The sequence below is a fragment of the Terrabacter sp. MAHUQ-38 genome (genome assembly GCF_014518425.1).
Taxonomy (GTDB): Bacteria; Actinomycetota; Actinomycetes; order Actinomycetales; family Dermatophilaceae; genus Terrabacter.
Window position 1 is genome coordinate 1,195,505 of record NZ_JACVCU010000001.1, and the last position, 24,017, is coordinate 1,219,521.

18 protein-coding genes are annotated in these 24,017 nt (G+C 72.1%); 9 read left to right on the forward strand and 9 right to left on the reverse strand.

What is annotated here, in order from left to right:
• Window positions 1-3 precede the first annotated feature (3 nt).
• Both H9I49_RS05540 and H9I49_RS05545 read left to right on the forward strand, forming a co-directional pair.
• Window positions 4-873: an Fpg/Nei family DNA glycosylase gene (locus H9I49_RS05540; RefSeq protein ID WP_188029274.1), complete on the forward strand. Its 870-nt coding sequence runs from the start codon at window positions 4-6 to the stop codon at window positions 871-873.
• 77 nt (window positions 874-950) lie between these two features.
• Window positions 951-1,391, forward strand: coding sequence for a VOC family protein (locus H9I49_RS05545; RefSeq protein ID WP_188029275.1), 441 nt, complete (start codon window positions 951-953; stop codon window positions 1,389-1,391).
• A 28-nt stretch (window positions 1,392-1,419) separates the two neighbouring features.
• Here H9I49_RS05545 and H9I49_RS05550 read toward each other — a convergent pair whose 3' ends face one another.
• From H9I49_RS05550 to H9I49_RS05570, 5 genes are all read right to left on the reverse strand, one after another.
• Window positions 1,420-2,343, reverse strand: a complete 924-nt coding sequence (locus H9I49_RS05550) for a carbohydrate kinase family protein (RefSeq protein WP_370587440.1) — start codon at window positions 2,341-2,343, stop codon at window positions 1,420-1,422.
• Window positions 2,344-2,374: 31 nt separating this feature from the next.
• Window positions 2,375-3,595, reverse strand: a complete 1,221-nt coding sequence (locus H9I49_RS05555; protein WP_370587441.1) for a hypothetical protein — start codon at window positions 3,593-3,595, stop codon at window positions 2,375-2,377.
• Between the two features lie 55 nt (window positions 3,596-3,650).
• Complete coding sequence (locus tag H9I49_RS05560; RefSeq protein ID WP_188029277.1) at window positions 3,651-5,375, reverse strand: glycerol-3-phosphate dehydrogenase/oxidase; 1,725 nt, start codon at window positions 5,373-5,375, stop codon at window positions 3,651-3,653.
• 35 nt (window positions 5,376-5,410) lie between these two features.
• Entirely contained in the window at window positions 5,411-6,091 is a 681-nt protein-coding gene (locus tag H9I49_RS05565; protein ID WP_188029278.1) for a hypothetical protein, read from the reverse strand.
• Window positions 6,092-6,173: 82 nt separating this feature from the next.
• Window positions 6,174-7,541: an HNH endonuclease signature motif containing protein gene (locus tag H9I49_RS05570; protein WP_188029279.1), complete on the reverse strand. Its 1,368-nt coding sequence runs from the start codon at window positions 7,539-7,541 to the stop codon at window positions 6,174-6,176.
• A 171-nt stretch (window positions 7,542-7,712) separates the two neighbouring features.
• Between H9I49_RS05570 and glpK the strand changes: the two genes are divergently transcribed.
• Complete coding sequence (gene glpK, locus H9I49_RS05575; protein ID WP_188029280.1) at window positions 7,713-9,239, forward strand: glycerol kinase GlpK; 1,527 nt, start codon at window positions 7,713-7,715, stop codon at window positions 9,237-9,239.
• Between the two features lie 3 nt (window positions 9,240-9,242).
• Here the strand turns inward: glpK and H9I49_RS05580 are convergent, their stop codons facing one another.
• Window positions 9,243-9,746, reverse strand: a complete 504-nt coding sequence (locus H9I49_RS05580) for a MarR family winged helix-turn-helix transcriptional regulator (RefSeq protein WP_188029281.1) — start codon at window positions 9,744-9,746, stop codon at window positions 9,243-9,245.
• 89 nt (window positions 9,747-9,835) lie between these two features.
• Here H9I49_RS05580 and H9I49_RS05585 point away from each other — a divergent pair, with 89 nt between their 5' ends.
• The 5 genes from H9I49_RS05585 to H9I49_RS05605 all read left to right on the forward strand — a co-directional run bounded on the left by H9I49_RS05585 (window position 9,836) and on the right by H9I49_RS05605 (window position 16,353).
• Complete coding sequence (locus H9I49_RS05585) at window positions 9,836-11,131, forward strand: MFS transporter (RefSeq protein ID WP_188029282.1); 1,296 nt, start codon at window positions 9,836-9,838, stop codon at window positions 11,129-11,131.
• Window positions 11,132-11,141: 10 nt separating this feature from the next.
• A complete protein-coding gene (locus H9I49_RS05590; protein WP_188029283.1) occupies window positions 11,142-11,390 on the forward strand; it encodes a hypothetical protein in 249 nt (82 codons plus the stop codon).
• 72 nt (window positions 11,391-11,462) lie between these two features.
• Window positions 11,463-14,294 carry an alpha/beta fold hydrolase gene (locus H9I49_RS05595; RefSeq protein WP_223128257.1) on the forward strand — a complete coding sequence of 944 codons (2,832 nt, stop codon included), beginning with the start codon at window positions 11,463-11,465 and terminating at the stop codon, window positions 14,292-14,294.
• Window positions 14,291-15,169: an ABC transporter permease gene (locus H9I49_RS05600; protein WP_223128258.1), complete on the forward strand. Its 879-nt coding sequence runs from the start codon at window positions 14,291-14,293 to the stop codon at window positions 15,167-15,169. Before H9I49_RS05595 ends, H9I49_RS05600 begins: the two co-directional genes overlap by 4 nt.
• A gap of 50 nt (window positions 15,170-15,219) precedes the next feature.
• Window positions 15,220-16,353 (forward strand): sulfite oxidase, encoded by a 1,134-nt coding sequence (locus H9I49_RS05605; protein ID WP_188029285.1) that lies wholly within the window; start codon window positions 15,220-15,222, stop codon window positions 16,351-16,353.
• On the opposite strand, the gene H9I49_RS05610 is transcribed toward H9I49_RS05605, so the two are convergent.
• Window positions 16,328-16,861 (reverse strand): phosphoribosyltransferase, encoded by a 534-nt coding sequence (locus H9I49_RS05610; protein ID WP_188029286.1) that lies wholly within the window; start codon window positions 16,859-16,861, stop codon window positions 16,328-16,330. The two genes, H9I49_RS05605 and H9I49_RS05610, sit on opposite strands and share 26 nt — an antisense overlap.
• A gap of 153 nt (window positions 16,862-17,014) precedes the next feature.
• Between H9I49_RS05610 and H9I49_RS05615 the strand changes: the two genes are divergently transcribed.
• Window positions 17,015-20,035 (forward strand): glycoside hydrolase family 3 protein, encoded by a 3,021-nt coding sequence (locus H9I49_RS05615; RefSeq protein WP_223128259.1) that lies wholly within the window; start codon window positions 17,015-17,017, stop codon window positions 20,033-20,035.
• 156 nt (window positions 20,036-20,191) lie between these two features.
• Here the strand turns inward: H9I49_RS05615 and H9I49_RS05620 are convergent, their stop codons facing one another.
• Both H9I49_RS05620 and yicI read right to left on the reverse strand, forming a co-directional pair.
• Window positions 20,192-21,652 carry a GH1 family beta-glucosidase gene (locus H9I49_RS05620; RefSeq protein ID WP_188029287.1) on the reverse strand — a complete coding sequence of 487 codons (1,461 nt, stop codon included), beginning with the start codon at window positions 21,650-21,652 and terminating at the stop codon, window positions 20,192-20,194.
• Entirely contained in the window at window positions 21,649-24,015 is a 2,367-nt protein-coding gene (gene yicI, locus H9I49_RS05625; protein ID WP_188029288.1) for an alpha-xylosidase, read from the reverse strand. The genes H9I49_RS05620 and yicI overlap by 4 nt, the downstream gene beginning before the upstream one ends.
• Between the last annotated feature and the right edge of the window lie 2 nt (window positions 24,016-24,017).

Sequence of the window (24,017 nt, forward strand, 5' to 3'; positions counted from 1 at the left end):
GCCGTGCCCGAGGGAGACACCGTCTGGCGCACGGCGGCCCGGCTGCACGAGGCCCTCGCCGGCCGCGACATCGTCGAGTCGGACCTGCGATGGCCGGAGATCTCGACGGCCGACCTCACCGGCCGCGCGACGATCGAGGTCGTGAGCCGTGGGAAGCACATCCTGCACCGCATCGAGGGCGGCCTGACATTGCACTCGCACCTGCGCATGGAGGGACAGTGGCGCGTCGAGGCGACGGCCGGGCTGTCCGACCGGTGGCGGCGCAACCCGCAGCTGCGGGCGCTCCTCGGCGCTGCGGACTGGACGGCGCTCGGCCTGCGCCTGGGGATGCTCGACCTCCTGCCGACGGCGCGCGAGGGCGAGCTCGTCGGGCACCTAGGGCCGGACGTGCTCGGCGCGGACTGGGACCTCGGGCGCGCCGTCGACAACGTCGCCGCTAGCCGGGCGCCGGTCGGGCAGGCGCTGCTCGACCAGCGCAACCTGGCCGGCGTGGGCACGTTGTGGTGCGCCGAGGCGCTCTTCCTCGAGCGGGTGCCGCCGTGGACAACGGCCGGCGAGCTCGACCGATCGGTGCTCGAGCGCATCGTCTCGCGCGCCCAGCGGCTCATAGACAACGGGCGCCGGCACGCCACGCAGACGAGCACCGGCAGCTACCGGGCCGACGACGCGCACTACGTGCACGCGAGGAGTGGGCGACCGTGCCGGCGCTGCGGCGCGACGGTGCGCGTCGCCCCCATCGGCGACCCGAACCGCGAGCGCACGATGTTCTACTGCCCCGGCTGCCAGGGCGGGCTCGGGCCGACCGACGACGGCAGACCCCAGGCGCCCCTCGGTTCGAACCGTGGGGCGACCCGGTCGCGGCGCTCCTACTGACGCCCCCGAAGCCCACGTGCGTGTCGGGCGTCCGTCCTAAGGTGAGAGACACCCACTTCCCCGAGAGGAGCACGGTCATGGCAACCCGCCTCAACCCCTACATCAGCTTCAAGGACAACGCCCGCGACGCGATGGAGTTCTACAAGTCCGTCTTCGGTGGTGAGCTCGCCCTCAACACGTTCGGCGAGTACGGCGACACCGGCCCGAGCGCCGACAAGGTCATGCACGCCATGCTCGAGAGCCCCAGCGGCTACACGATCATGGCCGCCGACACCCCTGAGGGCATGACGTACGACCCGGGCACCAACATCGCCGTCAGCCTGAGCGGTGACGACAGCGACGAGCTGCGCGGCTACTGGGACAAGCTCGCCGACGGCGGCAACGTCACGATGCCCCTCGAGAAGCAGATGTGGGGCGACGAGTTCGGCATGGTCACCGACCGTTTCGGCATCAGCTGGCTCGTCAACATCGCCGGCGACCAGTCCGGTGGTCCCTCCGGCGACGCTCCCGCGCAGTGAGCGACCGCGGTCCGGGGCAGGGGATCGGTCAGGCCCGACCCGCGCCGGCCCCGTAGCGGGCGGCGAGCTGACGCGACAGCTCGCCGTCGTCGATGAGGCTCGAGTGGGTTCCCTCGGTGCCGCACGCCCACGCGCCGGCCACGGTGCCCGCCCGCGCAGCGGCCCGGGTGTCGCCGCCACCCAGCCACGTCCTGAGGAAGGCCGCGACGTATGCGTCGCCGGCGCCGTTGGAGTCGATGGCCGGCCGGCCCGGCAGGTCGACGGCGGCGACCGCGAACGTGCCACCGTCGCGCACGGTGACCCGGCTGCCGTGCGCTCCGTCCATGACGACGACGAGCCGCGCACGACCGCGGTCGAGCACGTCGGCGACGATGTCGTCCTCGACCCCGTCGAGGCGTGAGCCCGACACGAAGACGAGGTCGGCGGCATACGCGAACGGCTTGTGGTGCGGGTTGCGCCCGTCCCAGTCGTGCAGGTCGGTGGAGGTGGTGGCCCCGGCCGCGCGGGCGTCCTCGAGCGCGGCCACGGTCCACGGCATGATCGACGCGTGCACGTGGCGGGCGCCCGGCAGGTGTCGGCGCCACAGCGACGGGTCGGGCGCGAGGTCGTAGGGGTGACGCGGGTCGTAGAACGACATCCGCCGGCCGGCGGCGTCGACGAGGTTGACCGCGCGACGCGTGCCGCTCTTGTGGATGACGTGGTCGAAGGGCAGGCCCTCCGCGGCGAAGCGGCCCACCAGCATGCGGCCCTCGTGGTCGTCGCCGATGACGTCGACGAACCGCGTCGTGATGCCGAGCCGGTGGCAGCCGAGCGCGACGCCGCTGCCCGTGTGGCCCACGACGGTGTCGATGGGGGGCACGACGTGCGAGTCGGCGAGCGGGACGGGCAGCGCGTCGACGCGCACGATGGTGTCGACGCCGGCGCCGCCGACGACGAGGACGTCAGTGCTCACCGGGTCATTCTTGGTCATTCGCCGTCGTTCTTCACGGCCGGGTGACGCTGAGCAGCCCCAGGCACATCTCGTCGGTGGTCCCCTCGCCCCACACGACGTAGCGCTCCGGCAGCCCCTTGAGGTCCGGGATACGGTCGCGCCAGGCCTGGTCGTGGGTGCAGCTGACGCGGATCGAGTCGCCCGGCCGGATCCTCGTCGCGGCGACCGGCACTGCAGCCTGGTTGTCGAAGTCCCAGGCCGCGATGTCGAGCAGGGTGCGCGCCCTCGCGGTGCCGGGGTTGAGGTCGATGCGCAGCGACGAGCCGAGCAGGTGCATGTGGCCGGCGACGGCGCGTACCGTGGCGTCCTCGTCGACGGTGCGCGTGCACGACTGGGTCCTGCCGGGGGTCGGGATGACCGTGCCGGAGCAGACGAGCAGCAGCCCGTTGACGATGTGCGGGGACATCGCACCGAAGCGCTCTGTCACGTCGGCCACGGCTGCCGATCGGTCACACAGAGGCCCGGACCTGCCTGCGCGGCAAGGCAGCTCGACCGGTGCGGGGTAGAGCATGGTCTCGAGCGCCTTCAGCTTCGACGACGAGGAGAGTCGCAGCGCAACAGACGTGCGGTCGGGCTCGGAGCCGTTCCGCAGGTTGTAGTGCACCTGCATGACCAGGAGCGAGCCGCGTTCGAGGGGGATGCCGACGTCGGCGGGCAGGACGTTCTCGCGGCCGCCGGGGGCCCACGCGCCGACCCAGGGTGCGTCGTCGAGCGTCGCGCCGCGCGAGCCGAGCCCCGTGCCGCCGAAGCAGGTCCAGCCGTTGCCGCGGCTCTCTGCGTCGCGGGCGCGCGCGGCCGCCGCGGCCGAAGGTGGCACGCGGAAGAGGATGACGTGGTGCACCTCGGACGGCTGGCCGGGGGTGATGTCGAAGCCGGTGACGTAGGCGTCGCGGGTGAGGCGTGGGTCGAGGACGAAGCAGCGGTAGTCGTCGGTGCCCGTCGTCGGGGCCTTCGGCGTGTACGCCACGGGAGAGGCGACGGTGCGCAGGGACTCGCCGGCGCGCAGCGGCACCGGCCGGGTTGGTGCGGCGGGCTTGGCGTCGTGGTCGGAGCCGGCGGATGCCGTGTGGCCCGGTTTCGCAGCTGCCGCGTGGCCGGTCGAGTGGGCCTCGAGACGGGCCGCCGTCGGGTTCGGGGCGCCGCAGCCGGCGGCGAGCAGGGCGACGACCATGACCGCAGCAGCGATCGCGCCCACCCGTCCTCGGGTCCTCACCCAGCCAGTGTAGGAAGCGGTCCGGCGCGGCGGCCTCGATCGCGGATTCGCGCGCTCAGTGCACGTCGGCGGCCCGGCTCACCGGGATTCGGCGCACGTCGGGGGCGCTGAGGCGCTCGGCGTTGGCCTCGGAGTCGGCGAGCTCCTTCTGCGACTCGAGCTCGGCCTCGACGCGGGCGATGTATGCGTCGACCTCGGCGTCGACCCGGGCGGCGTCCCACCCGAGGACCGGCGCGACGATCTCGGCGACCGCGCGGGCGCTGTCGACCCCCCGGCTCGGCGTCTCGATGGAGATGCGGGTGCGGCGCGCGAGGAGGTCGTCGAGGTGCAACGCCCCCTCGTGCGTCGCGGCATACAGCGCCTCGACCTTGAGGTACTCCTCGGCGCCGGGGAGCGGCTCGTAAAGCGTGCGGTCGTCCTCGGCGAGGGCGAAGAGCTCGTGGACGAGCGAGCCGTAGCGCTCGAGCAGGTGCGTGATCCGCCAGACCGGCAGGTCCTGGTGGCGGGCGAGCCGGTCGATCTGGTTGACGAGGGCGACGTAGCCCTCGGCACCGGAGAGCGGGATGAACTCCGTGACGCTGTCGGACACGTCGCCGCCGATGTCCTCCCGCGCCGCGTCCACGGCGTCGGCGGCCATGACGCGGTAGGTCGTGTACTTGCCGCCCGCGATGGAGATGAGGCCGGGCTGCGGTCGGGCCACCGCGTGCTCGCGCGAGAGCTGGCTGGTGTCCTCGCTCTCGCCGGAGAGCAGGGGTCGCAGCCCCGCGTAGACGCCCTGGATGTCGTCGTGGGTCAGCGGCACCTTCAGCACGGTGTTGATGTGCTCGAGGATGTAGTCGATGTCGGCGCGCGTCGCGGCCGGGTGGGCGCGGTCGAGCTCCCAGTCGGTGTCGGTGGTGCCGATGATCCAGTGCGTGCCCCACGGGATGACGAAGAGCACGGACTTCTCGGTGCGCAGGATGAGGCCGGTCTCCGAGTTGATGCGGTCGCGCGCGACGACGATGTGCACGCCCTTGCTGGCCCGCACGTGGAAGCGGCCGCGGCCGCCGGCCATGGTCTGGATGTCGTCGGTCCACACGCCGGTGCAGTTGATGACGACGGACGCGTGGACCTCGGTTCGCTCGCCGCTCTCGACGTCCTCGACGACGGCGCCGACGACGCGCTCGCCGGCCCGGAGCAGGTCGACGACGCGAGCCGACGCGACAACTGTCGCGCCGTAGGCGGCGGCGGTGCGAACCGTGGTCAGCGTGTGCCGGGCGTCGTCGGCCTGGGCGTCGTAGTAGAGGAGTGCGCCGGTGAGGGCCTCGCGCTTGAGGGCTGGGGCGAGCTTGAGGGCGCCGGTGCGGGTCAGCTGCCGGTGCCGCGGCACCGACCGCGCCCCGCCCATCGAGTCGTAGAGCGTGAGCCCGGCTGTGACGTAAGGGCGTTCCCAACCCCGGCTCGTCAGCGGGTAGAGGAAGGAGACGGGCTTGACGAGGTGCGGCGCGATGCGGCTCAGCATGAGCTCACGCTCCTTGAGCGCCTCCCGCACCAGGTCGAAGTTCATCTGCTCGAGGTAGCGCAGGCCGCCGTGGAAGAGCTTCGAGCTGCGCGACGACGTGCCCGAGCCGAAGTCGCGCTGCTCCACGAGGGCGGTCGAGAGTCCGCGCGTGGCCGCGTCGAGGGCGACCCCGCCGCCGGTCACACCGCCGCCGATGACGAGCACGTCGAACTGCTTGGTCGCGAGGCGCTTCCACGCCCGCGTGCGGTAGTCCGGGTCGAGTCGCACTGGGCTCGTCATCGATATCCCTTCACGTCACTGCCGAGACCGCCACTCTAGCCAGCCGCGTGCTCGACCCGGATGGCGTGGTAGCCCGGGCCTCGGCGACGGCCCTCGCGGGCCGGGATCACGAGGACGAAGGCCGAGCTCCCCGCCTGCACCGTGAGGCGGGTGCCCGACGGCACCGGAAGGAACGCGGCGGCGTCCTGGTCCCGGTAGAGCACTCTCGTGCGCAGCCGCTCGCAGAGGTCCCTCTCCGCCTCCGGCGTCAGGCGCGCGAGGGACTCCCGTGTCGCCTGCGCCCCCGCCCGGACGTTCGCTCCCGGAGTATCGGGGCCTCCGACGAGCACGACCATGGTCGCGTCGTCGACCTTTCCGGAGGTGAGGGCGGTGTCGCGCCGCAGCCGGCTCGACCCTTCGCCCGAGTCGTCGCGGACCAGGCCGATCGGGACCTGCGACGCGACCCAGCCGCGGTCCCGGTAGGCCGTGTGCATCGACCGCAGGAGCAGCCGCTCGCGGACGAGGCCGGCCAGCAGGACCACCAGACCCACGGCCACCCAGGCGAGGACAGATGGCCACGCCTCCCACCGACCCTGCACGGCCAGCCCGATCCCGCCGAACAGCACGAAGACGAGGATGACGCCCGCCCCGAACCGACGCAGCCCCTTCGGCGGCTCGACCCGCGCTGCGAATCCTCGGCGGGAGGTCAGTTCGGCCTGCAGCTGCTCGAGAGTCACGGCTCGAGGCTAGTCAGCAGCGACCTGGGGCCGCACCACGGGAGTCGCTCGCTTACACGCAGCCTCGGGGGACAGGTGGCGCTCAGAAGGGTGGCGGGTCGTCGTTCCTGGGTCGAGGTGGCGGGCTGGAGCCCGGGTCGTCGAGGGCCTCGCGCCAGTCCTTGGGGTAGGTGACGTAGTCACGCCCGGCGAGGGTCGTCCAACGGATGCCGTCGTCCGGCGCGCGAGCGGCCGTCCACACACGGGCGGTCTTGGGGTTGTGGCATGCGCGGCTCAGCGACTGGGCGTTCGTGACGCTCGTGGGTCCGGCCGGCCAGGGGACGAGGTGGTCGATGTCGCACCGGTCGGCCGGTGTCTGGCATCCCGGTCCGCGGCACACCCCGTCGACCGCCCGGACGTGCTCGACCATGGCTGCCGTCGGCCGGTAGGAGTCGGTGGAGAGCTCGATCGCGCGACCCGTCTCGACGTCGACGGCAAGCCGCTGCCAGACCGAACCCGGTGCGGTCATGATCCGCCGCGCGTGCGCCGCTGTGACCCAGCCGTGGCCGGGTAGCTCACACGCCGCGTCGGACAGGCCGGCCGCGACCTCGAACGGCACGACGATGCGCACCGTCGCGGCCGGCGCGGACGTGAACGAACCCGCCTGCGACCCCAGCGAGCCGAAGATCGCCAGATCGCACAGGGCGTCGCTCCGGAGCTGGTCGAGGGTGCGCGGGTCGCCGGCGGCCCGGGCCGCCCGCGCCATCGCGTCGGCCCGGTCGAGCGCGGCGATGACCCGCTCGGCCGTCGCGGTCACGGTGAACGTCCCCATGCCGTCCTCGGTCACCCGGCCGTATGCCGTCCGCGCCGCCTCGGCGGAACGCCCCCGTTCGTCCGACCGGCGGTCGTCGGCCGCCCGGATGCAGCGCCGGAGGCGGCTCGAGAACAGCCGCTGTGAGGCGATCGAACCGTCCGGCGCAGGAGCGAGCACCGTCGTCGCGACGTCACCGACGAGCTCATCGGGCAGGGTCCGCGTCTCGGTGACGACCTGGAGCGCGCGGTAGAGGCTGACCTCGCCGCGGCGCAACGCCTCGCGGACCACTCGGTGTCGACGTGGTGCCGTCGCGAGCTCGAGCCGGCGCGACACCTCGGCCGGCCCGACGCCGGTGGCGCAGGCGATCTCCTGGGTGACGACCTGCGTCACGGTGATCGGCACGGGTGACGAGGTGACCAGGGCGGTGGCCTGCTGCTCCTCGATGGTGTGGAGGGCGGCATACGCGTCGACGAGGCGTCCCTCGATGCGCGCCTTCTCCGCCTCAAGCCGCTCGATCCGGGCGAGAGCCGCCTCGGACGCGGCGAGGAGCGAGGGGAGCGGATCGTCCACGGTGGCGGGAACAGCGATCCCGGCGCCGGTGAGGAGGGCCTCGAGCGACGTCTCGAGGGCGGAGCGGGGCGGCGCAATGAACGGCACGCTGGCTCACTCCTCTCCCTGCGACGACTCAACTCCTCACACCTCCAGTAGAACACCTGTTCGACTGCAAGTCAAGCCCGCCGTTCGCCAATTCGTCTGTCGGACAACGAGATCGGAGCAACCACCGCCCGCACGGGTGACGTCCTCACCTCGCGACGGTACGGTCTGCTCATGTCGACGGAGCAGCGCAGCCATGTCGTGGCGATCGACCAGGGGACGACGAGCACCCGCGCCATGGTGTTCGACAGGCGGGGTGGGGTCGTGGCCGTCGACCAGCTCGAGCACCGCCAGGTCCTCCCGCGCGCCGGCTGGGTCGAGCACGACCCCCTGGAGATCTGGCAGAACACCCGCGCCGTCGTCGGCGGGGCGCTGGGCAAGGCCAACCTCAACGCGACCCACGTCGCCGCGGTCGGCATCACCAACCAGCGCGAGACGACCGTCGTCTGGGACCGGGCGACCGGCGAACCCGTCCACAACGCCATCGTCTGGCAGGACACCCGCACCCAGTCGATCTGCGACGAGCTCGCCCGAGACGGCGGCGTCGAGCGGTTCAAGGACGTCACCGGGCTGCCACTGGCGACGTACTTCGCCGGGCCGAAGGCTCGCTGGATCCTCGACCACGTCGACGGCGCCCGCGAGCGCGCGGAGACCGGCGAGCTGCTCTTCGGCACCGTCGACTCCTGGCTGCTGTGGAACCTCACCGGCGGCGCCTCTGACGGCGGTGTGCACGTCACCGACGTCACGAACGCGTCGCGCACGATGCTCATGGACCTGCGCACGCTGGACTGGGACGCGTCGATCGCCGAGCAGCTGGGCATTCCGCTCGCGATGCTTCCCGAGATCAGGTCGTCTTCCGAGGTCTACGGCACGTGCAAGCCGGGCATCCTCATCGACGTCCCCGTGGCCGGCATCCTGGGCGACCAGCAGGCGGCCACCTTCGGGCAGGCCTGCCTCGACGTCGGCACGGCCAAGAACACCTACGGCACCGGCAACTTCATGCTGCTCAACACCGGCGAGGAGATCGTCGCGTCGAAGAACGGCCTGCTGACGACGGTCTGCTACCAGCTCGGCGACGCCAAGCCGGTCTACGCGCTCGAGGGGTCCATCGCCGTCACGGGCTCGCTGGTGCAGTGGCTCCGCGACAACCTCGGCCTCATCAAGGATGCCAAGGAGGTCGAGGCGCTCGCCGCCACCGTCGACGACAACGGTGGCGCCTACTTCGTGCCCGCGTTCTCCGGGCTCTTCGCACCCCACTGGCGACCTGATGCGCGAGGCGCGCTCGTCGGTCTCACGCGCTTCGTCAACAAGGGCCACATCGCGCGGGCGGCCTTGGAGGCCACGGCATTCCAGACGCGCGAGGTCCTCGAGGCCATGGACGCAGACTCCGGCGTGCCGCTCACGGAGCTCAAGGTCGACGGCGGGATGGTCGTGAACGAGACGCTCATGCAGTTCCAGGCCGACCTGCTCGGCGTCGACGTGGTGCGCCCGGTCGTCGCCGAGACGACGGCACTCGGTGCGGCGTATGCCGCGGGGCTGGCCGTGGGCTACTGGGAGAGCACCGACGAGATCCGGGACAACTGGGGTGAGGACCGGCGCTGGTCACCGCAGCTCGGCGAGCGGGAGCGGGAGCGTCTCTACCGCCAGTGGAAGAAGGCCGTGGAGCGCACCCTCGACTGGGTGGACGACGACACCGCCTGACCCTCAACCCTCCTCGAGGTGCAGGACGACCTTGCGCAGCAGGCTGTTGAGCGTCACGAGCTCCTTGGCCGTGAGCACCGAGAAGGCGTCCTGCTCGCGCGACATGCCCGCAGCGATTCCCTTCTCCCACAGGGCTCTTCCTGACGCCGTGGGCCGGATCAGGATGCGCCGCCGGTCGATCGGGTCGACGTCGCGGGTCACGTGACCGCGTGCGACGAGTCGGTCGAGACGTGAGGTCATGGCAGCGCGGGTGATGCCGCACGAGTCGGCGAGCTGCGCAGGAGTCGCCTGCTCCGGGTAGGGCTGGATGAGGAGGGCGTGGAGGGTGTAGTAGTCCTCGATCGTGTCCTCGGTGTCGGCGTAGCTGGCGTGGCTGTCCGCCCTCAGCCGCTTGGTGATCGCCTGCATGCGCGTGATGGCACCCTCCACCTGCGGGTCGATGCCCTCGATGAGCCCGGACCATCGCGCGACGTGCCGGTCGACCGAGTCCTGCGGTGCTCTCGCCATGGCGCCAGTGTGGCAGAGCGGCGCAGCCATCGACGGATCCCTCTGACTATTCGTTGACAGATAGTAAGACGTCTAACTACATTCGGGACATGACCATCCGCGAGCTCCTCCGCGTCCGCGACTTCCGCCTCCTCCTCACCGGGCAGGGCCTGTCGTGGGTCGGAGACGCGTTCAACCCGATCGCGCTGTCGGTCGCGGTCGTCCTCACGGGCGGGGGAGCGGGTGAGCTCGGCCTCATCCTCGCGAGCGGCGTGGTCGCCCGGCTGCTGTGCACGCTCCTGGGCGGCGTCTGGGCCGACCGCACGACGCCGCACCGGGTCATGGTCGTCGCCGACGTCGTGCGGGCACTCTCGGTCAGCGGCCTGGCGGTCGCCTTCGCCCTCGGGGACCCTCCGGTGGCCCTCCTCGCCGCGCTCGCCGCGGTCACGTCGGGGGCCGGTGCGTTCTTCTACCCGGCCTTCGTCGCCGTCCGTCCCCTCATCGTCCCCGCGGCCGGGCTGCAGAGCTCGAACGCCGCCGTCAGCTTCCTCCAGTCCTCTGCCCAGGTCGCCGGCCCCGTTCTCGCGGGCGTCGTCGTCGCGCAGCTCGGGTCGGTGCCGGGCTTCCTCGTCAACGCCGTGACGTTCGCATGGTCGGCCGTGTGCGTCGCGCGCCTTCACGCGCGCACCGACCGCATCACGCAGCGGGTCGGCCTGCTCGCCGAGGTCGGGGACGGACTGCGGGAGATCCGCAGCCGTGAGTGGCTCTGGACGGGTCTCACGTCCGCCGCGATGTTCCACGTCGCCGGCGGCGCCTTCATCGTCCTCGTCGAGGTGACGGCCGTGCGCGACCTGGGCGGCGCGCACGCGCTGGGCCTCATCACGACCGCCCTCGGCGTGGGCGGCATCGTCGGCGGGCTCGTGGGACTGCGGCTCCAGCCGCGACGCATGCTGCTCTGGGCCTTCGTCGCGCTCGGCCTCTTCCCGCTCTTCCCGTTCTCCTTCGCGTGGGGCTCGGGCCTCGTGGCGATCCTCGCGATGGCCGCCGTCGCGCAGGCCGGACTGCTCTACTTCGACGTCGGCTGGCAGACCGCGCTCCAGCAGGGGGTGCCGCACGACCGTCTCGCCAGAGTGGTCTCGTGGGACGTCCTCATCTCGTTCATCGCGCTGCCGCTGGGCAACGTGCTCGCGGGCCCACTCAGTGAGCGCTTCGCGACGCGTGACCTCATGGTGGGCATCGCCGCCTGGATGCTCGTGGCCGGCTGCTGGCCGGTCCTCGTCCGCGGCGTCCGAGGCTTCACCCGTGACGGCGGCGCTCCCTCCGTCGCCACGGGTGAGGGCGCGGTGCAGGGCGCGGTGCAGGGCGCGCCCGAGGCCGCGCCACGTGCGGCGGTCGGGGCGTCGTAGGTTGGGGGCCATGGCTGCTTCGCAGGACTCGGGCGCTGGGTCGCGTTTCGTCGTCAACATCGTCGGACTCGTCGGCATCGTCTTCGGCCTGCTGCCCGTGGTGCGCTACCTGCTCGACCTGTCCTACTTCGGGTTCACCACGGCTCCCTACGACTGGCTCCGGCTCGACGGCGCCCTGCGCTACCTGCCACCGGTCATGGTGCTCGTCGTCTGCATCGCGGTCGCGTATGCGATGGAGAAGCGGCTGGAGCGGGACTGACAGCTCTCGCGGGCCGGCCGACGCCAGACGGTCGATGACGGTTCAACGACTCGCGCGTGATGTGATGTGGGCATGCCGGTCCGGGCCCCCCTCGTCGCCGCGCTCGTCCTCGGGTCGAGCCTGGCGCTGACGCCCGCCCCCAGCTCAGTAGCGGCGCCGACCACGGAGTCGGCCACCCAACTCGCCACGCCGGAGGTCCTGACCGTGCCGGTCGGCGCCGAGCCCGACGGCACCAAGGTCCGGCTCGACGTCTCGGTCTGGCCCCAGGCGTCGGGGAGGCGCCCGGTCGTCCTGCTCGCTCACGGCTTCGGCGGTACGAAGGAGTCCGTCGCCGACGAGGCTGCCCAGCTGCAGGAGCGCGGTTACGTCGTCGTCGCGTGGAGCTCCCGCGGCCACGGGCAGTCGGGTGGTCGCATCCACCTCAACGACCCGGCCTACGAGATCGCCGACGCCAGAGCGTTGCTCGACCTCGCAGCGAAGCGCCGCGACGTCGAGCTCGACGGCCCCGGCGACCCCCGCGCCGGGGTCATGGGCGCGTCCTACGGAGGCGCGCTCGGCCTGATGCTCGCCGGCATCGACAGGCGCGTCGACGGAGTCGTCTCGGCGATCACGTGGAACGACCTCGCCGACGCCTTCTTCCCCCAGGCCGCGGTGACCCGGTCCGCGACCACGGCGGCCGGCCGCCACCCGATCGGCGTCGCCGGCCCGTTCAAGCAGGTCTGGGCGACCAACTTCTTCCTCTCGGCGCTCCGTGGCGTCGCCGGTGAGGAGAACGGCGCGGGAGCCGCTGCCACCGACCGCTGCGGACGCTTCGACCCCACCGTCTGCCGCCTGTTCGTCCAGGCGTCCGAGACCGGGAAGGCCTCACCCCAGCTCACTGCGCTGCTGCGCGCGCACAGCCCCAAGCCCACGATGAATGCCGTGCACGCCCCGACGTTCCTCGTCCAGGGCGTCGCCGACTCGCTCTTCGGGCTCGACCAGGCGGACGCCACCGCGTCCGCGCTCGCCGCCACGGGCACGCCGTATGCCGTCCGGTGGAGCGACGGCGGCCACGACGCCGCGAGCACGCACGAGGCCGAGGAGGTCGAGGCGTCCTACACCTGGCTGGACCACTACGTCCGCGACAAGGCGCCGCGCGAGTCCGCCCTCCCGACAGCCGCATTCACCTACGGCACCCCAGCCGGCCGCCCGGGACAGCCGACAGCGCTCCACAACCTGCCGGCATACCCCGGGCTGTCCGGAGCGCCCGTCGAGACCCGCGAGCTGCCGCTGACGACGACCGGGGGCAGCCTGCTGCACCCTCCCGGTGGCCAGCCCGCCTCACTCATCGCCGTGCCCGGCCTCGCGGCCCTCGGGGTCAGCCTGTCCACCTACCAGGTCGCGGCCCTGCCGGGTCAGTCCGCCGCGCTCGACTCGAGCCCCATCGCCGAGGCGGCCACGGTCGTCGGCTCGCCGACGATGCGCTTCACGGTCACGTCCGACACGTCCGACGTGACCCTCTTCGCCTCGGTCTGGCGGGTCACGGGTGGCGCGGTCACGCTGACCAACCCGCTCGTCGCGCCCGCGCGCCTGACGGTGACGCCGGGCCGGCCGACACCCGTCACGATCTCGCTGCCGGCCGCGACCTACGAGATGCCCGCCGGCACGCGGTGGCGGGTGCTGCTGACGAGCACCGAGTCGACGTACTCCAACTCCCGTGAGCCGAGCCGCATCCGCATCCAGGACGCGTCGGCGCTGACGCTGCCCGTGGCGACCGGTACCGAGGTCGGCCGCGTCGCCGTCGCTGGTGTCGACACCGAGACGCTCATCGCGTCCGCGCTCCTCGCGCTCCTGCTCCTCCTCGCCCTCGCCGGCTGGCTCGTGCGCCGCCGGCGCCGGCGGCACCTGCCGTCGCGGCCCGACCTGGCGGACGTCCCGCTCGTGGTCGAGGGCCTCGTCAAGACCTACTCGGACGGGCACCGAGCCGTCGACGACGTGACGTGGCGCGCCGAGAAGGGCCAGGTCGTCGGCCTGCTCGGGCCCAACGGCGCGGGCAAGACGACGACGATGCGCATGGTCATGGGCCTCATCTCGTCGGACGCCGGCAGCGTCCACGTGCTCGGCGAGCCGGTCACCGCCGGCGCCCGGGTGCTCGCCCGCGTCGGCGCGCTCATCGAGGGTCCCGGCTTCCTGCCACACCTCACGGGCCGCCAGAACCTCGAGGCGTACTGGGCCGCCACCGGTCGCAGGCCGGAGGAGGCCCACTTCGCGGAGGCCCTCGACGTCGCGGCGCTCGGCGGTGCCGTGGACCGCCCCGTGAAGTCCTACAGCCACGGCATGCGCCAGCGCCTCGGCATCGCGCAGGCCATGCTCGGCCTGCCCGAGCTGCTCGTCCTCGACGAGCCGACCAACGGGCTCGACCCGCCGCAGATCGCGGCGATGCGCCCGATCCTCAAGCGCTACGCCGAGACCGGTCGCACCGTCGTCGTGTCCAGCCACCTGCTCGCCGAGGTCGAGATGACCTGCACCCACGTCGTCGTCATGCACGCGGGTCGCGTCATCACCCAGGGCCTGGTCGCCGACCTCGTCGACAGCGACGACACGACGATCCTCGACCTCGGTGAGCACGTCGACCACGACGTCGTCAGTGCCGGTGTCCACGCCCTCGAGGCGACCCGGGGCGTCACCGACGTGCGGGTCGACACGCCCACGCGCCTCGTCGTCGTCGCCGAGCGAGGCCGGGCCGAGGTCGTCGCGGCTGCCGTCGAGGGAGGGCTGCCCGTCGTCGGCGTCAGCAGCAGGCGGCACCTCGAAGAGGTCTTCCTCGGCGTCATCTCGTCGGCCTCCGCGCCGCTCGACGGGGCTGAGCCCGGTGACGAGGGAGCGTCCCTCGTCGAGCGACTTAGGCAGGTGAGGGCGCGTTGACCGCCAAGACGCACGTTCCCCGCACGCCGCCGTCCCTCGAGCTGACCCAGGTGCGAGACCCGCTCTCGTGGCGCGCCGAGCTGGGCCGGCAGTGGGGGAGGCGGCGTACGGCCTGGGCCTTCGGGCTACTGCTCGCGCTGCCGCTCATCCTCGTCGCCTCGTTCGCCTTCGGGGAACGGTCCGACAGCAGCCGCGGCGGCACGACGACCCGCATCTTCGACCTCGCCCAGAGCGGAGCCGCGAACTTCAGCCTCGTCCTCGTCTTCCTCGCGTCCGAGCTGCTGCTCGTGCTCCTCGCCGCCCTGTTCTGCGGCGACGCCGTGCCGTCGGAGGCGTCGTGGGCGTCGCTGCGCTACCTGCTCATCGCGCCCGTCCAGCGCGCGCGGCTGCTGACGAGCAAGCTCGCCATCGGCGTCGCCTCGACCCTGCTCGCGACCGTCCTGCTCCCCGCCTGGGGCCTGCTCGTCGGCGGCCTCGCCTACGGCTGGGACCCGCTGACCAACCCCATCGGCGAGAACCTCACGTGGGGCCAGTTCCTGCCGCGGCTCGCGCTCGCGATGGGCTACATCTTCGTGACGCTGCTGCCCATCGCGGCCGTGGCGTTCTGGCTCGGCACCCGCTCGGACGCGCCCCTCGCGGCGGTCGGCGGGGCGGTCCTCGTCAGCATCGTGCTCAACATCCTCGACCAGCTCGACGCCCTCGACCCGTACCGCAACGCCTTCCCCGGCCACTACTCCCGGGCCTGGATGGACGCCCTCGCGGTGTCGCCCGACTACACCGACATGCTGCACGGTGCGCTGTGGGCGCTCGTCTGGGCCGTCGCGTTCACGATGCTCGCCTACCGCCGCTTCCGCCGCTCGGACATCCTCAGCTGAGCGCCGGCCGGCGGGCGTCCGAGAGTACCGTCGGCCGTGGAGGTGGGGCCATGACGACTCCTGTCGACGACATCAGTGCACCCGGCCGGCTCGCGGACCCGGACGAGGGCATCACGCTCGACGAGCTGCTGCTCGCGAGCCGGAACCACGCGATGCCCATGGAGGCGCTCCGCGACGACGTCACGCCCGCGGGGCTGCACTACGTCCTCGTCCACTACGACATCCCGTCCGTGGACGCCGCGACGTGGCAGCTGGCCGTGACGGGCGAGGTCGAGCGGCCACTCACCGTCGACCTGGAGAGGCTCCGCTCGATGCCGTCCCGCACGGTCCGGGTGACCATGGAGTGCGCCGGCAACGGACGGGCAGCCTTGAGCCCCAGGGCGATCAGCCAGCCCTGGCTCAACGGTGCCGTGGGCACGGCCGACTGGACCGGCATACCCCTGCGGGCACTCCTCGACGAGGCAGGCCTGCGGACGCAGGCGCACTCGGTCGCCTTCGCCGGTCTCGACCACGGCATCGAGCGCGGCGTCGAGCAGGACTACGAGCGCGGCCTCACCCTCGACGAGGCCGTCGGCGACGACGTGCTCGTCGCCTTCGAGATGAACGGCGCCCCGCTGCCACCCCAGCACGGCCACCCGGTCCGGCTCGTCGTCCCGGGCTGGTACGGCATGGCGCACGTCAAGTGGCTCACGAGCGTCACGGTGCTCGACCACCCGTACGAAGGGTTCCAGAACGCCGTCGCCTACCGCCTGCGCCAGGAGCGGGGCGAGCGGGGTGAGGCGATCACGCGCATCAACCCGCGGGCCCTGCTCGTGCCACCGGGCTTCCCCGACTTCCAGACCCGCGCTCGCGTCGTCCGCGCGGGTTCCGTCGACCTGCAGGGCCGGGCGTGGTCGGGCTGGGCCCCCGTCGAACGCGTGGAGGTGAGCACCGACGACGGCGCGACGTGGTCGGACGCGGAGCTCGACCGCGGCGCCGACCGGTGGGCGTGGCGCAGGTTCACGTTCGGGTGGGAGGCGCGGCCGGGACGGCACCTGCTGAGGGCACGGGCCACGGACGCCTCGGGACGGGTCCAGCCCACCGAGCCCCAGTGGAACCTCGGCGGCTTCACGAACAACGCCGACCAGGCCGTCGTCGTCCACGTCCTCGAGCCGGCGGTCAGCCCGCCTGAGGGTCCGCCGTGACCTGCGAGCCGGACACGGGCGGCTCGGCCGACCACGGGAAGACGATCCACCTGTCGGTCTCCCGCCACACGTAGTCGGGGGTGACCTCCGACCGCGGCTTGCTGTAGAGGACGGCGCTGCGCGCCTCGGCGCCGTGCTGCTGGATGAGTGCCAGCACGAGGGCGAGGGTGCGCCCCGAGTCGGCGACGTCGTCGACGACGAGGATCTGGCGGCCCTTGATGCTGTCGAGGTCGAGGTGCGGGGCGAGGAGCACCGGGTCGGGCAGCGTCTCCTCGACGTCGGTGTAGAACTCGACGTTGATCGCGTCGGTGAGCTTCACGCCCAACGCGTACGAGAGGCCGCCACCGGGGATGAGCCCACCCCTGGCGACGGCGACGAGGATGTCGGGGCGGAAGCTCGAGTCCGCCACGAGCGTCGCCAGCTCGCGGACGGCGACGCCGAAGCCTTCCCACGTCAGCACCTCCTTGTCCACGAGGGTCGAGGCATCGGCGTGGTACGCGGTCGTCATGGGAAGAGGCTAGCCACCCGGGCCCGACCCGTGCTCGTCCCCGTGCGCGACCTCTGCTCGACCACTGGTTCGACCCTTGACCGGCGCGGGCCGCACTGACAGAGTCGAAGCGCTTCGAATCGAAGCGCTTCGACAATCTTTCAGGAGGACACCGTGGTCCATCCCCCACGAACGGTCACGCGAAGGCAGACCCGGCGGACGGCGGTCCTCGCGGCCGCAGCCCTCATGGCCGCGACCGGAGCCCTGGTCGCACCGCACGCCGCCAGCGGTGCGCTCGTCGCGACAGCGGACCTTCCCTTCCGCAACCCCAGGCTCCCGATCGAGGAGCGGGTCAAGGACCTCATGGCCCGGCTCACGCTCGACGAGCGCATCGGGCTGCTGCACCAGTACCAGCAACCGGTGCCCCGACTGGGGATCGGCATCTTCAAGGCAGGCACCGAGGCGCTCCACGGTCTCGCCTGGTCGAACAACCACCGCGACGGCGGCAACGGCGTGACCGCGACCGCCACCCAGTTCCCCCAGGCACTCGGCTTGGCCAGCACCTGGGATCGGGCACTCGTCGAGCAGGTCGGCTCCGCCGTGGGCGACGAGGCCCGCGGCATGCACGCGAAGGACCCCGAGGTGTGGGGCCTGAACCTGTGGGCTCCGGTCGTCAACCTGCTGCGCGACCCGCGGTGGGGCCGCAACGAGGAGGGCTACTCCGAGGACGCGCTGCTCACCGGGGCCGTCGCGACGGCCTACGGCTCGGGGATCCAGGGCCACGACCCGACGTACCTGAAGGCCGCGCCCACGCTCAAGCACCTCATCGGCTACAACAACGAGGCGCAGCGCGACACCTCGTCGTCCAACCTGCCGCCGCGCGTCCTGAAGGAGTACGAGCTCAAGGCGTTCGAGGCGCCGCTGGCGGCGGGGGCTGCGACCGGGATGATGGCCTCCTACAACCTCGTCAATGGGCGCCCGTCCACGGTCGACCCCCTGATCGGCGAGCTGCGGTCGGTCTCGAAGACGCCGCTCTTCAACGTCAGCGACGCCTTCGCACCGGGCAACCTCGTCGGGTCCCAGCACTACTTCGACACCCAGCCCGAGGCGAACGCGGCCATGTTCAAGGCCGGCATCGACGGCTACGTGGCGGACAATGCCGACCCGACCCCGATGACCAGCGCGGTCAAGGACGCGCTGGCCAAGGGGTTCATGACCGAGGCGGACGTCGACGCAGCAGCGTCGCATGCCCTGACCCTGCGGTTCCGGCTCGGTGAGTTCGACCCCGACGGCGGACCGTACGGGGCGCTCGGGGCCTCGGAGGTCAACGCCCCGGAGCACCAGCGGCTGGCTCGCACCGCGGCGGCCGAGGCGATGGTGCTGCTGAAGAACTCGAAGGACGCCCTGCCCCTCGACGCCGCCCGGGACAAGAGCGTGGCCGTGATCGGCCAGCTTGCCGACACGGTCTACGGCGACTGGTACGGCGGCAACGCCCCCTACGCGGTGACCCCGGCCGCGGGTATCGCCAAGCGGCTCGGCGGCTCCGGCTCGGTGAGCACCGTCGAGGGCGTCGACCGGATCGCCCTGCGCGACAAGGCAACCGGCAAGTATGTGACCTCACGGGGCGCCACCGACGCCGACACGGTCGCGGCGGTGGCCGACACCGCAGGTCCGGCCGCCCAGTTCGACGTCTTCGACTGGGGCGAGGACGTCGTCACGCTTCGCAACGTCGCGACGGGCAATGTCGTGGGCAGCAACTGGTCCGCCTTCGTCACCAAGGACAAGCAGCCGAACGGGTGGTTCGTGCAGCAGCAGTTCGCGATCGAGGACCAGCCCGACGGGTCGGTGGTCCTGCGCTACGCCGGCTACGAGACGAGGGAGAGCTGGTACGGCGGCGGCACCTACGTGCGTGTCGGGGACGACGGCATCCTGCGCGCCGACGCGAAGTCCGCGGCGGAGGCCAGCCGTTTCACGCGCGAGACACTGAGCAGCGGCGCCGCGCAGGCAGCCGCCGCGGCTGCGAGGAGCGACGCTGCTGTCCTCGTCGTCGGCAGCATGCCGTTCATCAACGGCCGCGAGAACCGCGACCGCACGAGCATGGACCTTCCCGCCGGCCAGCGGCGTCTCGTCGAGGCCGTGCTCGCCGCCAACCCGAAGACAGTGCTCGTGCTCGAGAGCTCCTACCCGGAGACGATCGACTGGGCGCAGCAGACCGTGCCCGCGATCGTATGGACGACCCATGCCGGTCAGGAGACGGGCAACGCCCTGGCCGACGTCCTCTTCGGCGACATCAACCCCTCCGGGCACCTGACGCAGACGTGGTACCGGGCAGGCACCCAGCTGCCGAGCATCCACGACTACGACATCATCAAGAGCAAGCGCACCTACCAGTACTTCGAGGGCACGCCGCTCTACCCCTTCGGGCACGGCCTCAGCTACACCGACTTCGCGTACGGCCCGGTCACGGCCACGCCCGGATCGGTGGCACCCGACGGCACGGTCACCGTCCGGGTGACGGTGCGCAACACCGGCACCCGCGCGGGCGAGGACGTCGTGCAGCTCTACGACCACCAGCGAACGTCTCGCACTCCCCAGCCGGACCGGCGACTGGTCGGTTTCGCCAAGGTGCGGCTCGCCGCCGGCGAGTCCCGGCAGGTGGCGATCACCGTCAAGGCCGCCGACCTCGCGGTCTGGGACGTGACGCGCGGGCGCTGGGTCGTCGAGGACTCGGTGCACGACCTCCTGGTAGGCCGGTCCGTCGAGGACATCCGCGCCACGGCGTCGCTGGACGTGCGGGGCGAGGTCGTGCCTCCGCGAGACCTGAGCGTGACGACGAGGGCCATGAACTTCGACGACTACTCCGGCATCAGCCTCGTCGACGAGTCCAAGACCTCCGGAACGTCGATCACCGCCCCCGAGGCCGGAGGCTGGGCCGTCTACCGCGACGCCCGCCTCGGCAAGCGGGCGCTGACGTTCACCGCGCAGGCCGCGCTGGCCGGACCAGCCCCCGCGACCGTCGAGCTGCGTGTCGGGTCCCCGACCGGCGCGCTCGTCGGACGGGCCAGCGTGGCGCCGACCGGCAGCGTGTACTCGTACCGGTCCGTCACGGCCTCGGTCACGGCGCCGGTGGCCCACGGGGACCTCTACCTCGTCCTCGGCAAGGGGGTGCGGATCTCCTCCTTCACGCTCCGGTAGCACCCATCCGCCGGACCGACGCGAACGGCCCCGCTCACCACAGGTGGGCGGGGCCGTTCGACGTGCGGGCTTCCGGGGGGGCAAGTCAGCCGTGGCGCGGCTGGCGCGGCGTCCGCAAGGACGGCGCGCTGGGCGACCGTGAGCTTGTGCGCTTCCTCAGTCGCGCGCCGCGTCCCCTCGCGAGACTGCCTCGTGGACGGCGAGGAGGCCGGCGTACCACCGGCCGGAGTCCTTGATGGTCCGGACCTGGGTGTCGTAGTCGACGTGCACGATGCCGAAGCGCCGCTCGTAGCCGTAGGCCCACTCGAAGTTGTCGAGCAGTGACCAGACGAGGTAGCCGCCCACGTCGGCGCCGGCGTCGATCGCGTCGGCCACCGCCCCGAGGTGTGACCGGACGTATGCCGTCCGGTCGGCGTCGCGGACTCGCCCGTCCGCATCGACCCGGTCGGGGAACGCCGCCCCGTTCTCGGTAATGAGCAGGGGCAGGCCCGGGTAGCGCCTCGCGAGGCCGGTGAGCAGCTCGGTCAGCCCGGCAGGGTCGATGTTCCAGCCCATGGCGGTGTGTGGTGGTGCCGTGGCGGGGAACTCGACGTCGTCCGCCCCGACCCACGGGCTCGCGCCGTCGCCATGGCCGTCGGCCGTCTGCTTCGGGCCGGTCCCGACGTGCTGGCGCACCAGGCAGCTCGCGTAGTAGTTGACGCCCAGGGTCGTCAGCGGCACGGCGATCTGCTCGAGATCGCCGTCGTGGACGAACCCGAAGTCGCTGACGCCGGCGACGTCGTGGAGCAGGTCGTCGGGATAGCGGCCCTCGAGCATGGGCCCGAGGAACGCACGGTTCGCCAGGGCGTCGACCTTGCGCACGGCCTCGAGGTCTCCGGGGCTGGACGGGTCGACGGGGCGCGGCACGTGGAAGTTGAGCGCTGCGCCCACCCCGAGGTCGTCGCCCGCGACGGCCCGCAACGCCCGCCCGCCGAGTCCGTGCGCGAGGTTGAGGTGGTGCACGGCGGCGAGGGCTGCCGCCGGTTCGGTACGTCCGGGTGCGTGCACGCCCGCGGCGTAGCCGAGGTAGGCCGAGCACCACGGTTCGTTGAGCGTCAGCCACAACGGGATCCGGTCGCCGAGGCGCTGGGCGACGAGGCCCGCATACTCGGCGAAGCGGTAGGCCGTGTCGCGCACCGGCCACCCGCCGGCATCCTCGAGTGCCTGCGGCAGGTCCCAGTGGTAGAGCGTCGGGATGGGCTGGATCCCCTTGTCCAGCAAGGAGTCCACGAGCCGCGAGTAGAAGTCGAGGCCCTTCTCGTTTGCGGGGCCACGTCCGGTCGGCTGGACCCGCGGCCACGCGATCGAGAAGCGGTAGGCGCCCAGGCCGAGTCCCGCCATGAGTGCGACGTCCTCGCGCCAGCGGTGGAAGTGGTCCACGGCCACGTCGCCGGTGTCGCCCCCGAGCGTGCGGCCCGGCGTGTGGCTGAACGTGTCCCAGATGGAGGATCCGCGCCCGTCCTCGTGCACGCTTCCCTCGATCTGGTATGCCGCGGTCGCGGCACCCCAGCGGAAGCCCGCCGGGAACCGCTGGGCGAGAGAGGCCGTCGCGGAGCGCACGCGGGTCGGGGTCGTCATGACGCCGGCCCGGTGGCGAGGGTGATCTCGACGACCTCGTCCGCCGCCTCGACGAGGAGGCCGCCGACGGCATACGGCAGGTCGTCCGGGTGCGGGATCGCCCGCCCGCCGACCACGGTCGCCGCACTGCCGGCGCCCACGACGAGCACCCGGAAGCCGCCCGCGAGGTCGGGGCCCGAGGCCCGTCGCGCGGTGATGACCTCGCCAGTGCGCTCCACGGTGAAAACGGTGTCGGCGTCGCCCGCGAAGCCGGGGACGGTCACCTCGCGGACACCGTCGGCGAGCTCGACGAGGGCCAGCGTGACGCCGTCTGCCCACGCGTACTCGGGTGAGTCGCTGCGAGCGCCGAGCGGCAGCACCGTGTCGGGCCGGACGAGCAGGGGAACCGAGTCGAAGCCGTGCTGTTCGCGCACCCACGCGGGGCCCGTGACCGTGCGTCCGTCGAGCAGGCCGGTCCAGCGGCCGGAGGGCACGTAGTAGTCGACCGCGCCCTCGTGCGAGAGCACCGGCGCGACGAGCAGCGAGTCGCCGAGGGTGTACTGGCGGTCGAGGTGTGCCACGGCCGGGTCGTCCGGGAACTCGAGGAGCAGGGGACGCATCACCCCCACGCCGTCGCTCGTCACCTCCCGCGCGACCCTCGCGAGGTAGGGCATGAGGGCGAGCTTGAGCCGGGTGAAGCGGCGCGTCACCTCGACCGCCTCGTCGTCGAACGCCCATGGCACGCGGTAGGAGTCCGACCCGTGCAGCCGGCTGTGGCTCGAGAGCAGCCCGAAGGCGAGCCACCGCTTGAAGACCGCAGGGTCCGGTGTGCCCTCGAAGCCGCCGATGTCGTGGGACCAGTAGCCGAACCCCGAGTAGGCGAGGGAGAGCCCGCCCCGGAGCGACTCGGCCATCGACGGGAACGTCGAGTCGCAGTCGCCACCCCAGTGGACCGGGAACTGCTGCCCGCCCGCCGTGGCGGAGCGGGCGAAGAGCACCGCCTCCCCGTCACCCTTGGTGCGCCGGAGCAGGTCGAAGACCGCGCGGTTGTAGAGATGCGTGTAGTAGTTGTGCATCCGCTCCGGGTCGCTGCCGTCGTGCCAGACGACATCCGTCGGGATCCGCTCGCCGAAGTCGGTCTTGAACGCGTCGACGCCCAGGTCGAGCAGCTTGTGGAGCTCACCGGTGAACCAGTCGACGGCGGCCGGGTTGGTCAGGTCGACGAGGCCCATCCCGGCCTGCCACTTGTCCCACTGCCACACGCTGCCGTCGGGCCGTCGCACGAGGTAGCCCTTCTCCATCCCCTCGGCGAACAGGTGCGACCGTTGCGCGATGTAGGGGTTGATCCACACGCACACCCGCAGGCCCTTTGCCTTGAGCCGCCGGAGCATCCCCGCGGGGTCGGGGAACGTGGCGGGATCCCAGACGAAGTCGCACCAGTGGAACTCGCGCATCCAGAAGCAGTCGAAGTGGAAGACCGACAGGGGCAGCCCGCGCTCGGTCATGCCGTCGACGAAGGACATGACCGTCGCCTCGTCATAGCTCGTCGTGAACGACGTGGAGAGCCAGAGACCGTACGACCAGGCCGGCACCTGCGGGGCCCGGCCGGTGAGAGCCGTGTACCTCGCGAGGATCTCCTTCGGCGAGGGCCCGTGGATGACGTAGTACTCGAGCTGCTCGCCTGCGACGGAGAACTGGGTCGCGGACACCGCCTCCGACGCCACCTCGAACGACACCTCCTCGGGGTGCCGCACGAAGACCCCGTAGCCCGCGTTCGTGAGGTAGAACGGCACGTTCTTGTAGGCCTGCTCGCTGCTCGTGCCGCCGTCGGCGTTCCAGATGTCGACGGTCTGCCCGTTCTTGACGAGCGGACCGAAGCGCTCGCCCAGCCCATAGACGAGGTCGCCGACCCCGAGGGCCAGCTGGTCGACGGCGAAGACGTCGTCGTCCTCGAAGAGGGCGACGCCGGTGCCGCGCGGCATCGACCCGGTCAGGCGGCGTCCGCCGGCAAGGAAGCTCACCGCGTACCCGGGGCCCTTCGCGACGTGCACGCTGAGGCCACCGGCAGTGAGCGTCCCGCCGTCGTCGTCGACGCTCACGCAGACCGGCGCGTCAGCGACACCGTCGACCCCGAACTGCGGGTGCCTCGGGCCCCCTCCCAGGTGCCGGCCCAGCCGGACGCGGATGACGTCGGGCATGGGGGAGCTGAACTCGACCGTCAGCAGGGGGCGGTTGAGCGTGTCGCCGCGGGTGTGGATGCGGGCCGTGGGGGCGTATGCCGTCAGTGTCCTGCCGTCGTCGCCGACCTCGAGGTCGCGGACCTCGGCGGGGCGCAGCAGCGTCACGCCGTGGCGGGACTGCCAGTAGCCGTCAGTGAACTTCATGG

Coding starts and splice junctions, on each gene's coding strand:
- yicI (WP_188029288.1), bottom strand. CDS start 24,015: ATGAAGTTCACTGACGGCTACTGGCAGTCCCGCCACGGCGTGACGCTG.
- H9I49_RS05620 (WP_188029287.1), bottom strand. CDS start 21,652: ATGACGACCCCGACCCGCGTGCGCTCCGCGACGGCCTCTCTCGCCCAG.
- H9I49_RS05610 (WP_188029286.1), bottom strand. CDS start 16,861: ATGACGACCGCGTACCACGCCGATGCCTCGACCCTCGTGGACAAGGAG.
- H9I49_RS05560 (WP_188029277.1), bottom strand. CDS start 5,375: ATGACGAGCCCAGTGCGACTCGACCCGGACTACCGCACGCGGGCGTGG.
- H9I49_RS05595 (WP_223128257.1), top strand. CDS start 11,463: ATGCCGGTCCGGGCCCCCCTCGTCGCCGCGCTCGTCCTCGGGTCGAGC.
- H9I49_RS05585 (WP_188029282.1), top strand. CDS start 9,836: ATGACCATCCGCGAGCTCCTCCGCGTCCGCGACTTCCGCCTCCTCCTC.
- H9I49_RS05590 (WP_188029283.1), top strand. CDS start 11,142: ATGGCTGCTTCGCAGGACTCGGGCGCTGGGTCGCGTTTCGTCGTCAAC.
- H9I49_RS05580 (WP_188029281.1), bottom strand. CDS start 9,746: ATGGCGAGAGCACCGCAGGACTCGGTCGACCGGCACGTCGCGCGATGG.
- glpK (WP_188029280.1), top strand. CDS start 7,713: ATGTCGACGGAGCAGCGCAGCCATGTCGTGGCGATCGACCAGGGGACG.
- H9I49_RS05605 (WP_188029285.1), top strand. CDS start 15,220: ATGACGACTCCTGTCGACGACATCAGTGCACCCGGCCGGCTCGCGGAC.
- H9I49_RS05545 (WP_188029275.1), top strand. CDS start 951: ATGGCAACCCGCCTCAACCCCTACATCAGCTTCAAGGACAACGCCCGC.